Origin of the sequence: Segetibacter sp. 3557_3 (genome assembly GCF_004354985.1) — a bacterium.
Classification (GTDB): domain Bacteria; phylum Bacteroidota; class Bacteroidia; order Chitinophagales; family Chitinophagaceae; genus Segetibacter.
In genome coordinates this window covers 60,084-71,416 of sequence record NZ_SMSK01000021.1, presented here as the reverse complement: position 1 = coordinate 71,416, position 11,333 = coordinate 60,084, and the positions used below count along the sequence as shown (strand labels likewise).

9 protein-coding genes are annotated in these 11,333 nt (G+C 44.0%); 4 read left to right on the top strand and 5 right to left on the bottom strand.

What is annotated here, in order from left to right; all coding sequences use genetic code 11:
• Positions 1-46: 46 nt before the first annotated feature.
• The 5 genes from EXU57_RS22135 to EXU57_RS22115 all read right to left on the bottom strand — a co-directional run bounded on the left by EXU57_RS22135 (position 47) and on the right by EXU57_RS22115 (position 8,241).
• Positions 47-1,741 (bottom strand): GH39 family glycosyl hydrolase, encoded by a 1,695-nt coding sequence (locus EXU57_RS22135; protein ID WP_133270448.1) that lies wholly within the window; start codon positions 1,739-1,741, stop codon positions 47-49.
• Between the two features lie 209 nt (positions 1,742-1,950).
• The gene (locus EXU57_RS22130; RefSeq protein ID WP_133270447.1) at positions 1,951-2,622 is read right to left on the bottom strand and encodes a DUF3823 domain-containing protein; all 672 of its coding nucleotides are present in this window, start codon (positions 2,620-2,622) and stop codon (positions 1,951-1,953) included.
• Between the two features lie 10 nt (positions 2,623-2,632).
• Positions 2,633-4,501 carry a RagB/SusD family nutrient uptake outer membrane protein gene (locus tag EXU57_RS22125; RefSeq protein ID WP_133270446.1) on the bottom strand — a complete coding sequence of 623 codons (1,869 nt, stop codon included), beginning with the start codon at positions 4,499-4,501 and terminating at the stop codon, positions 2,633-2,635.
• A gap of 9 nt (positions 4,502-4,510) precedes the next feature.
• Positions 4,511-7,729 (bottom strand): SusC/RagA family TonB-linked outer membrane protein, encoded by a 3,219-nt coding sequence (locus tag EXU57_RS22120; protein ID WP_133270445.1) that lies wholly within the window; start codon positions 7,727-7,729, stop codon positions 4,511-4,513.
• 194 nt (positions 7,730-7,923) lie between these two features.
• Complete coding sequence (locus EXU57_RS22115; protein WP_133270444.1) at positions 7,924-8,241, bottom strand: hypothetical protein; 318 nt, start codon at positions 8,239-8,241, stop codon at positions 7,924-7,926.
• 644 nt (positions 8,242-8,885) lie between these two features.
• On the opposite strand from EXU57_RS22115, the gene EXU57_RS22110 reads away from it, so the two are divergent.
• The 4 genes from EXU57_RS22110 to EXU57_RS22095 all read left to right on the top strand — a co-directional run bounded on the left by EXU57_RS22110 (position 8,886) and on the right by EXU57_RS22095 (position 11,251).
• On the top strand, positions 8,886-9,365 hold the full coding sequence (locus tag EXU57_RS22110) for a DUF4385 domain-containing protein (protein ID WP_133270443.1): 480 nt from the start codon (positions 8,886-8,888) through the stop codon (positions 9,363-9,365).
• Complete coding sequence (locus EXU57_RS25970; protein WP_133270442.1) at positions 9,352-9,489, top strand: DUF2256 domain-containing protein; 138 nt, start codon at positions 9,352-9,354, stop codon at positions 9,487-9,489. The genes EXU57_RS22110 and EXU57_RS25970 overlap by 14 nt, the downstream gene beginning before the upstream one ends.
• Before the next feature lie 195 nt (positions 9,490-9,684).
• The gene (locus EXU57_RS22100) at positions 9,685-10,164 is read left to right on the top strand and encodes a GNAT family N-acetyltransferase (RefSeq protein ID WP_133270441.1); all 480 of its coding nucleotides are present in this window, start codon (positions 9,685-9,687) and stop codon (positions 10,162-10,164) included.
• Between the two features lie 514 nt (positions 10,165-10,678).
• Entirely contained in the window at positions 10,679-11,251 is a 573-nt protein-coding gene (locus tag EXU57_RS22095) for a DUF4142 domain-containing protein (protein WP_133270440.1), read from the top strand.
• Positions 11,252-11,333 lie beyond the last annotated feature (82 nt).

Here is an 11,333-nt window from a genome sequence, read left to right as displayed (position 1 = left end):
CTACGCGCCAGGTTTCTGCAAACAAGCTTAAGCAAACGGCATTGGCTTACCAATCGAGCTTCAACAACGAAACGGCCTGTCTTGGAAGTGCAATATCTAACACCAGGTTCCCACCTTTTACAGCTTTTTTCGCAGGCTTGCCAACAGTCTCCAGTTTACCTGCTTTTTCCAGCGTGGCTACCTGTTCCCTTGTAGGATTTTGTGGTGAGCCCATTTTTTTCCAGACTTCGTAGCTGTTGCTGTGTGCACTATCAATCGTATAATGCGTAAGGGTGACCGAAGATGCCGGTATACCGCTGATGTTTAGTTTAACCGGTTCGGGTGCGCCCTGCAAATCAAGATCGTGATAGTTCCAGACCATGATCCCGGCTGTCTTTTTATCAATCGAAGCAAGGGCTCCAATTTCGGTTTGACTTCCCCTGACACTGCTGTCAACAATGTTTTGAAGCGGGGTCATACGACTGCTTTGAACGTTTGCACGTTTGCCACTCATTTTACCAAACATGCGAAATACATTTAGAACAGGTTTATCAACCCCGTTGGTTGCCAGGTCGCGAAAACCATAAAACCAGGGTTGGTTCTCAAACTCAAACGACCATGATACAGCGCCCAGAAAATTAACTTTATACTGATCGGCCAACAGGTACTTACGGGCAAAAGATGCGGCCGTATAACTGCTGTACATGGTACCATTGCGATAGGCATTCTGCGGATTAGTGGCCATACCGCAGGCAGCACAACCTTCGGGGTCGCTTTCTCCAATAATGACCGGAAGGTTTTTTGTTTCGTTATAAGAGGAAACGATTTGAAAACCCGCAGCAATATCCTGCAGCTGTGGTGCCATATTCATGCGCACCACACCATTTACCAGCCGGGGTTCGCCCTTGGCATGAAACAGTATTGCTTCCATAGGCGAGCCAATTTTACCTGTTGCATAGTTCGTACCGCTGATGGCGTGCTTAATAAAGCCGTTGGTCCACTGCTTTGCTCTTTCGCTTCTTTGCCCGGCTATGTTAATACCGCCGATCCTTGCAGTCGGCAATGCCTTTTTAAGCCCGTCAGCGGCATAGTCATAAAGCTTAAAAAACTCCTCCATTGAGGCCTGCCAGTAATGGCCATTGGGCTCGTTCCATACTTCCCAATACCAACTCTCAACTTCTTTTTTACCATAACGCTCCACGCAATGTTTAACCCACTGGTAAACGAGCTCGCGCCACTTATTGTAATCCTTTGGCGGATAACTCCAGCCGGTCATGATGTCGGTGTACTTGTCTCCGGGCTTCCAGTTGTGTTTGTATGGCTGTGGCTTTGTGCTTAGTGCTTCCGGCATAAAACCAATTTGCGCAAGCGGTTTCATGCCGCGTTGAACATAGGTATCAAATATGCTGTCTACGATGTTCCAGCTGTACACGGGGTTACCATTGGCATCTTCAGTATACATATTGGTGCTGCCCCACTTTAGAGCTGGCACACCATCACCAGTAACCATGAGGCTATGTGCACGAACGTATACGGGCACAGGACTCAATGCAGCAATCTCACTCAACAACTTTTTACCGTCTTTCATGTAAGTATAGTTTGGCTCGTCGTATCCAAACCATGCCCACATGGGATACATGTCGCCAACGGGCTTACTAAAGTCAACCGTTATGCTGGCGTTGTTGGAGGATTGCTGCGCCCAAGCAGAAAATAAGCAAAAGAAAAGCGCGCAAGTGATAAGCAGTTTCATTTTGGAAAGCATTGTAACTGTTTGAATGTTGATTGAGAATATTGATGGAAAGTACTACTATTGGCTGGGTTTCGAAGAGCCATGGCGGCGCATTCTTGTGCCGTCGGTTTGGGATATGCCCCAGTAATAGGTAGCCCGGTTGTAAGGTCCTAAGTTTTTTGATTTCCGGCTACTTAGTTATGTCTTTAAGTTTAGCAGAGGAAGAGTGTATGTATCCCACTTTATTTTAACTGTATCCGTTCGGAAACGGTATATAGATACTCACCAATGTCCCTGGTTTTTACACCCACCCTGGCAAAAATAAAATCGTCGTTTGCAATTGCCGGCGGAATAGCCAACGTTATCGTTATCGGTTGACCAAGTACAAGACCCGCAGCATCTCTGCTAGCTGCATTGTTACCTAGATCAAGAATATAATAACGGCCAAGGAAAAATTTAATGGCTTCAAGTGTCCGGCTATGGGTGCCATTTTGTTCAACTGTAAATGTTGCCGACACATTCGTACCATTCCTGGTGAAGCTTGGATTCTTTATAACAAAATAAGGTTCTACAGGTATGTCTACTGAAGCAGTTCCTTTAAGAGAAACGTTTATTGTATCGGTATTGTTAAGCCAGGGTCCGGCGTTAGGGAGTCGGACAAGCTTATAATCACCATCGTGAAGGGTGGCCTTAAAACTTCCATCCTGGGCAATATTCAACGGTATCTTTGTAAAGAAGGCAAAACCACGTTGCCAGATTTCAAATTGTACCCTGTCTGAACGAACGCCTATGGGCTGGCCCTGGAACGTGACGTTGCCCGAAAGAACGGAAGTAGGCTCTTTAAGATTGTCTTTTTCACAGGCCGATAACAGCAACAGGATAAGGGCGCCAACAAAATATATATTCAGCTTCATTGTAGATAGTTTAGTGGAATGGATTACGGATAATTAGGTTACCACTATTGTTGATAACATTGTCGGAAATGGATGCATAATAATTACCCTGTCTGAAGAACCTTGGTGCTAAAAAGCGCGGAGCAACAATTTTATCAAATACGAATTTGCCATGGTTGGGATTGCCGGGATGAACGATCCGGTAAGGGTAAAGGGCATAGATGTTAGCAGTTGCCGGGGTTTGTGCCCCACCCCATATTTTATCCGCTATACGCCAACGAATAACATCCCAGAGGCGATGGTCCTCAAAAGCCAACTCTACCCTCCGCTCATTTTGTATACGATCTATTGTAAGTGAAGTAATGCTGTTAGCAGGGAAACCGGCTCTTTCTCTAAGTTTATTGACATGGGTTAATGCTTCAGGCAAGCCCAATTCGAAAGAAGCCTCAGCAGCATTGAGGTATATTTCGCCGAGACGAAACATTACCCACCACACATCGCTGCCAATTGTAGTAGTAGCTGAGCCCGGCGCAGCATCCATGTATTTGCGAATGTAAAATCCTGTGTTCGATACGTTTTGCTGGTTGCGGGACGGACCATCAATGCCTGTCACCGCTCCACCTGGGTTACTTTCCGCTCTATCATATTTATTAGTAGTGGCATTCCACGTATAGGTGCCTGCCAGTATTTGCAAGGGCTTATTAGCAAATGTAGAACCTGCGTACATGACCGTGCCATATAAACGGGCATCTTTCTTGGCATAAATATCCTCAAGCCTATCATAGAATATCCAGGCAGCCTGGCCTGCTGCAGTATTGCTACCGGTACCTACACCTTTCAATGTTCCCACGGGGGCATCAGTATACTCGAAGCTTTCAACCAAATTCAAAGATGGCACAACATCAGCTTGTGAAGTACCTGACTCTTCACGCAGTGATGGGGCCGTCATTAAAAATGGAAAGGTGTGTCTTCTGCCCTGTGCTTTATTGTAATCGTTAACCAGGATAACCTCTCTATTACCAGATTTGTTTGTCAAAGCCTCCCAGAAATTCTCACCGAGATTTGCATTTCCTTTATAAAGGGCATAAACGCCGCTGTTGATGATTTCATTGGAAGCGACCAATGATCTTTGATAATACTCTGTGGCTCTTGAAGCAGGAATACCTACCTCTCCACCGGCGGTGGCGACCTTAGTAAAACCAGGGGTGTTATTATATTTAGCTAAAGAGCCGGCGTAAAGCATTGCCCTGCTTTTTAAAGCCAGTACCGCATACTTATTGGCCCTTCTTGCGTTGCCGGCATTTCCAATTACATCCTTAATTGCATCAGCTTCACTACCAATAAAGTCGTAGATCTCTTCCTCTTTACTGCGGGCTTTCCGTAAAGGCGTAACATCGCCTTTAAAATCATAAATTAATTGTGTAGTGACCAGGGGCACACCACCCATTCTTTTTACCATCTCGAAATACACCATTGCTCTCAAAAAACGAAACTCAGCAGCAAACTGGTTTTTTACTGCAGTTGTCATTGCTGATGACGTGGCCGCATTGATCTGATCCAGGGCTACATGAATATCACGTACCAGGGTGTAGTCCCAATAGCGCCAGCGATCATATGCATATTCAGGAAGGTTATTACGTATTTCCAGGTCCTGGTTGGTTAACCCCGACCACATACCCTCGTCAAAAATGGCAAAGTTCTCCGTGCCGGATATTGTAGAGGAGTATCTTGGAAGCCGGTTATACATATTGGCTAAAACGGCTGTTACCAACTTTGGGTCATTCCATATTTGATCGTCGGAAAGAATCGTTGTAGGTTCAGTATCTAACAAATCCTTCTTGCAGGAAAAAGAAGTGATCGATACCATTATCAGAATACAAAGTCTGAATATAATGTTCATATAGCTTTTTTAAAGAGTTACGTTTATTCCGAAGGTGTACAACTTCATAATTGGATAAACCAAAGAATTATCTTTCCCGATTTCAGGGTCAATTTCAATATCCTTCAGGCTATCAAAAGAAATGAGGTTGGTTCCTGTTACATAGAGTCTTACACCCGCCAGGTGAGCTCTGCTTATTATATGTTTTGGCACGTTATAACCAAGCTCCAGGTTTCTTAGCCGGAGATAAGTTACGTTTTCAATCCAGAAATCGCTTCTGCGGGAATAATTGATATGGTTGTTGATTCTTCTGATCGCGGGGTATTTACCCGGCACCCAGGCACTCTTGTTATCATAAAGATCTGCACGGTGCCAACGGTCGTTAAAAAGATATTCAGGTCCATTGTGGGTTGCCTGGAAAGGCACTACCGTTTCGAATATGCGATATACAGATTGCATAGTGGCGCCCACCAAATCCATATTCAGGTTGAAGCCCTTCCAGGATACCCCGGACGAAAAACCAAAACTCATATAAGGATTGTTGCCGTCAAATGCAGAGGCCCCGGCATTACCACCGTACCCAATCGGCCGCTCATCAAGGTTGTTGATTACACCATCGCCATTTGCGTCTTTGAACTTTAAGTCGCCCGGCAAGAGGGTGGTGTTGCCCTGACCATCATTATTAATTTTATAGCTCTTGATCTCCTCTACCGATTGGAATTGCCCGATGACCTGGTAACCCCAGTTTATATCGGCCCAACGATGATTTGTCTGATTGCGGTATTGGTCCCAGGAATTACCAAAACGGGGCATGTAGCGCTCCATGTTTTTCCTACGTGCAAGCGTAGCATTTCCGCTCACAGAATAACTAAACTGACCTGCTTTATTTGCGTAGGAAATCGTTCCTTCTACGCCCTGTGTCCGATCTGAATTCAGGTTTTCATTTGGCAGATTGTAGCCTACTTCTACGGGCACAACAACATCTACTTTTGGTGCGGGTAAACCCGTTAAATCCCGATAGAATGCATCAAATTCTGCAGTAAGTTTATTGTTAAAGAATCCAAGCTGGATGCCCACGTTTTTTATCGTACTCTCAACCCAGCTGATATTGGTGATAGGTAAGCCTCGTATTCCTACGCCAGTCAAAAGCGTCCCTCCATTCTGATCCAGAATATAAGTACCAGAAGGAAAATTACCACCCGATAAGTAATCGAAAGGATCCACGCCTAAAACGTTACCTGTTCTACCCCATGAAGCTCTTAGTTTTACATAATTCATTACCTTCTTTAACTTTCCTCCATAAAAATCTTCCTCCGACAGGACCCAGCCGCCGGTAATACCCGGAAATAATCCCCATCTTTTGCCGCGGGTATAGATGTAATTGCCATCATAGCGACCCAATAATTCGAGTAGGTAACGGCGGCGATAATCATAGTTGAATCTTCCGATAACTGAGGCTCTTTTGGTATTACCATAAGTATTGTCTATTTGCGTTACATCCTGCGTACGGATTATTGGAAGGTAATTAGTACCAGGCAAACTGGTAATATTCACAAATTCATCAATAGCAGTTGCATATTCATACGCACCCAATGCCGAAATGGTGTGCCCTCCAAATTGCTTATTATAATTAAGCTGTAAGGCGGCAAAGTTTTCCGTTATCTCCGTTCTGCTTTTCTGCCTTCGCAGAAGATTTTGGGTTCCTACTACCCTATATGTGTTGGTTGCTTTATCGTAAGTGTACTGATCAAAACTCTTACGGAATACTTCGTTTTTATTTTGCTTGTAGTTATAAGAATACGTAGCCTTAGCAGAAAAACCAAAAGGAAGTTCGATAGTAGTATAGAAAATGCTTCCGAAATTATTCCAGACATTGTCTTGAGTACCTACGACATTGCGATCAAAGTTTGCCGGGTTCCGGTCAGGACGATGCACAGCGCCGCTGATATAATTCGGATTGTCGTTAGCATATATCCTTTCCATCGGCCAGGTAGTCAATATGGCCAGGAAAGGATTATCATAAGCGTCTGCATTGTTAATAGAAGCAGGATTGTAACGCCCTTCGATACGGCCGTTTAGTTGTGTTCCAAACTTCACACCCTTTATAATGGTGCCTTCTACATTCGCTTGAAAATTAGAACGTTTAAAGTCGAATTGTTTTAATATACCCTCTTGCGTTAAAGTACCCAACGAGAGATAATAATTTAGGCGATCATTTCCACCGCTTGCATTTATATTAATATATTTCTGGGGAGCATTCTTTCTTAAAAGATAGTTACGATAGTTGGTGCTTTGATAACCCGAGTCCGTGCCGAGCCGCCATTTTTCCAACTCTGCGGGCGTTATAGTTACAGTACCACCATTAATACCTCCACCATTTGCCAGCGTATTAGTATTTTGCTGTGCTTCTGCAGAGGCCCTCATATGGGTATAGGCATCAGACGCAGAGATATAGCGTGTTACATTCTGAAGCTGGTAGTATGTATTAACACTTAGCTTGCCTTTATCTCCGCTCCTGCCCTTTTTGGTAGTTACCAATACCACACCATTTGATGCGCGGAAGCCATACAACGCAGCCGATCCATCCTTCAAAATTGAAATGCTTTCTATGTCTTCCGATGAAATATTATTGAACTGCCCTTCACTCTGGGGCACCCCATCAATAACGAATAAAGGGGTACCAAGGTTTCTTACCTGTATATTGGTTCCTTGTCCCGGGCGACCGGTTGTTTGACGTGCGGTGATGCCAGCTACTCGTCCTACCAGGGCACTTGAAGTGGTGGACGACGGGGTTCGCATGAGATCTTCGGATCTGACATTTGCTACTGCTCCCGTTATATTTCCCTTTCGCTGTGTACCATAGCCGACTACGATCACGTCTTCGAGTTGTTGATTGATGGGTGTGAGTTCGACGTTTAGCACAGCCTGGTTGTTAACCTTTAATTCCCGTGTTTCAAATCCAATGGAAGTAAACACTAATGTGGCATTTGGATCAACCCTTAAGGTATAGGTGCCTGCATCATTGGTAGTGGTAGCGTCATTGGTGTTTTTTACACCAACTGTAATGCCTGCAAGCGCAGAGTCGCCCCGGGTAACTTTTCCTGTAACGGTTTTCTTTTGCGCGAAGGCTGTTGCACAAAGTAAAACAGCAATTAAAAAGGTCAATACAGGTTTAAAATGTTCATGAGGGAAGTGAAGTTGCCGGCAGACTGATGAGGTGATGGGTTGCTTAAATAACCGGGTTTTCATGGCAAGTATTGTTTTGGTGGAAAAGTTATAATGACAACTGGCAAGTACTTATTTATAAAATCAACAATGCTTATTTGGATAACTCCCGTGCTACCATTTACGCGAATCCTATTGGGATTAGCCATTGACTAATTGCGTTGTTCCAACCATAAACCTGCAAGCCAACTCATCAGCACTCACGATAAAACTTTTTCTTATTGGTCCGAATGCCATGCCGCAGGCATTGCAGAAAGACCGGCAACAACGAAGTGCGCCGATCCCGGAAAACGCGTATTCACCTGGTTTGAACTTCCCAACCTTATTTTAAATCGATCGATCCACTGATCTATAACATTTGGTAAAGCGTCCATTGTTGCCATGCGAAGGCAGGCAAAAGGGTTTAAAGTGCGGGCACTTATTGAAAGATTGTTGTTAACTTTTAAGGCGCGATTTGCAGTTGTAGTTACCAGGCCGGACAGACGGGTACAAGAAGTACATAGTATGATGATACAAGCGGATAACCAACACATCATGTTATTAGATTTCATATCAGGCAATGGTCCTTTGCTGGAACTTTGAAGTGCACAGGCGCATACGGTAGAAATGCAGGACAATGCTGCAAAACCTTCCCGTTTAAAAAAGGATATAACCTATCCATTCAAAGTATCAGCAATTGGCAACAACAACCAAGGTTTACTATCATTCAACCTTGTTGAATTCAAATGTAGTTGAATAAATTTTCGAATCAAATTTTTTATCGTCTTTTTTTAAACATAAAAATTGGAGCGAATCCGGCTTAGTAAAAGGGCACACTGGATACGAATACGGGAGCTTTTGCAGCCGTAACACAGCAGCAGCATACGTCAACCTTACCCCCTTGGTTAACTCCTCCACCTTAGAAAAAAAATCCGTTATTCCGGGTTTGGTGGGCCGGAGTATCCGTGAACTCAACCGGACGAAAAAATCATATCACCTTGGATTGCATCCCAACTTAGGTGTGGTTCGCAGCCTTGACGAACAGTCCTGGCCCGGGGCGCTTACCATGCACAGCTTACCCAATAAGGATTAAGCACATACAGATATTAGAAGAGTTCGATAGCTTAGCCGTTTATAAACTCATCCGAGTAGCAGCCAATTCGATCGAAAACGAAGGCATGATTTTTCAGGTAGGATTACGATGAAGCAGCCAGCTTACCTGAACTTTAACCTGGATGAGTATGCGTGGAAGGCCGGCATAAATTATCGCGAACAGCCCCAACTGTATCGTGTTGGCAAAGGAGAACAGGGTGTGTTGATTTGTGAACCTTACAAATCTGAAATCGGCGTTCACTGGCGGTTCAAGACCCGGGAGATCGCGGAAGAAAGCAGCGGGAAGATCTACCAGCTATTTCTAAACTACCTGGAGCAGGATGATTTCGTGGGTGCCGACATGGCCCGCAAATACCTGCAAATGGGATTTACCCGTGCCCGGAGGTATGCCAATTATAAAGGCGGAAAAAAGTATGATGATACAAATGGTTACGCGCTATTGGAGCGTGGCACCGGTGAACCGGAAAAAGCGGAGGCGGCAGCCGTCTTTTTTAGCTTATGGAAAAAAGCGGAGGCAAATGAGCAATACGACCGCCTAAAAAAAGAATGGAAACATGAAAAGGGTTAAGAAGAGGGACTTGCCCGAGAAAAACTGTGTTGTGTGTGGCCGTCCGTTTAGCTGGAGAAAGAAATGGGAGAAGGTGTGGAACGATGTTAAGTATTGTTCAGATAAGTGCAGAAAAAAGCACTGAGTTGGGCAGACAATCAAAGACCTGATCCCATTCAATCTATGTTGCCCGAATTGATAGAGGGCCAAACAGCTGCAATGAAAATAGCAGCATTGGTGGTTTTCCAACTTGTTACCATAGGCTTGAGTTCACCCATCAGGATCGTTAGAACACCAAACTTCTCTTTAAAAATTTAGGACTGCTAAGTTAAAAGTGTTCATGACAAATGTAGTCATCAGGTATGCATCAGAAAAAGACTGCCACGCGCTATCGACCGCGATGACCACGGTTATCCAAAACATCCCCTATTATAACGAATTGGCAAAGCAGGAAGAAATCCTGAAGTATCAACCACCTCAATTGCAAGTGAAAATACGGGAAGATGAATTATCGATCATAATAGCAACCGTGGACAATAAGATTGTTGGTTTTTGTTTGTCGAGGTTTGATGATTATTTAATTTGGTTAGAATGGGTTGGAATTGTTGAAGACTACAGGGCTAAAGGGATTTCGCATTTACTATTAAATGAATTGGATCAGACGATCGAACAACGGAAATGCCACAAGATCTGGTGTGATTGTCGCACAGAAAATAGCGCTTCCATACACCTCTTATATGCACATGGGTATACCCAACTGGTAACCATCCCCAATCATTGGTATAAACAAGACTTTATCATCTGGCAAAAAGTGGTATAAGTATACTTTTAAATACGAAAACCAGGTTTCTTATTTGTTTGGGGATCTTCGAAGTGGCTATGCGCCTTTTGAGATCCTCTTGGGAAAGCCGAATAATGATTTGCCGTACAAGCGAGCGTGGCAACGGCTGCTAAATAGTACCACTACCGCTCAGTCCCAAAAAAAACTTCTTCCTGTTCCGCAACACCCGGCAGGTACTGCTCATTCGCCCGGTCATGAAATGCATCATAGTCGCACATCATAATATCCACAGGACATATGACTTTGATGGCCTGCTGTTTGCCACCGAAAAAACAGGTCTATCGTACCAGAATGATCATTAGGAAATGTGAGCAAAAGTATTCCCGAACATGCCAAAGAGCTTAATACCGCCCGCGTAAATGGTTCGAACCCCGGTCGGCTACCGCTTTAGTGCACGCCTAAGTTTGTTGAATGTACTCTAACCTCTTGCTACTGAAGGTCAAACACCAAGGGTGGTATAAATTTTGAAACAAGAACTGTAAACTTATCACTTATGAAAAAGATATTCATGCCCCTGATGGCACTTACCTTATCGTTTGCTGTTGCCTGTAATAGCGAGCAAAAAACAGATAGTACAGAAGTTGCCGAAGAAAAAAATGAACAGAAAGCAGACAGTTCGAATATGGGTGACAAAATGGAAGACGACCATGAATTTATGGTTGAGGCAGCAAGTGGCGGTTTGATGGAAGTTCAGTTAGGAACCCTGGCATCGCAAAATGCCGCATCTGCTAAAGTAAAACAGTTCGGACAAACAATGGTTAAGGATCATACCAAGGCGAATGAAGAATTAAAGGCGCTGGCTGCAAAGAAAAATATCACTATACCACCAACACCTGGTTCAGACCATCAGAAACACATTGATGAACTGAAAGCAAAAAAGGGAGCCGAGTTTGACAAAGATTATATGAGCATGATGGTGAAGGATCATGAAGAAGACGTACGAAATTTTGAGGAAGCAGCAAACAATGCAAAAGACCCCGAAATAAAAGCATTTGCCGCTAAAACGTTACCAACATTGAAGCAACATCATCAAATGGCGGAGACGATCCATAACGGGTTGAAATAATACGTATATCGCCTTACTGACTGTAGTACTGCCCATGCAGTACTACAGTTTTTTTTGTTGTATGTTTTAACGCTTGATATCC

What these genes read in the sequence shown, in the direction of transcription:
- EXU57_RS22135 (WP_133270448.1), bottom strand. Translation starts at nt 1,741, where the DNA reads ATGCTTTCCAAAATGAAACTGCTTATCACTTGCGCGCTTTTCTTTTGC.
- EXU57_RS22130 (WP_133270447.1), bottom strand. Translation starts at nt 2,622, where the DNA reads ATGAAGCTGAATATATATTTTGTTGGCGCCCTTATCCTGTTGCTGTTA.
- EXU57_RS22125 (WP_133270446.1), bottom strand. Translation starts at nt 4,501, where the DNA reads ATGAACATTATATTCAGACTTTGTATTCTGATAATGGTATCGATCACT.
- EXU57_RS22120 (WP_133270445.1), bottom strand. Translation starts at nt 7,729, where the DNA reads ATGAAAACCCGGTTATTTAAGCAACCCATCACCTCATCAGTCTGCCGG.
- EXU57_RS22115 (WP_133270444.1), bottom strand. Translation starts at nt 8,241, where the DNA reads ATGATGTGTTGGTTATCCGCTTGTATCATCATACTATGTACTTCTTGT.
- EXU57_RS22110 (WP_133270443.1), top strand. Translation starts at nt 8,886, where the DNA reads ATGAAGCAGCCAGCTTACCTGAACTTTAACCTGGATGAGTATGCGTGG.
- EXU57_RS25970 (WP_133270442.1), top strand. Translation starts at nt 9,352, where the DNA reads ATGAAAAGGGTTAAGAAGAGGGACTTGCCCGAGAAAAACTGTGTTGTG.
- EXU57_RS22100 (WP_133270441.1), top strand. Translation starts at nt 9,685, where the DNA reads ATGACAAATGTAGTCATCAGGTATGCATCAGAAAAAGACTGCCACGCG.
- EXU57_RS22095 (WP_133270440.1), top strand. Translation starts at nt 10,679, where the DNA reads ATGAAAAAGATATTCATGCCCCTGATGGCACTTACCTTATCGTTTGCT.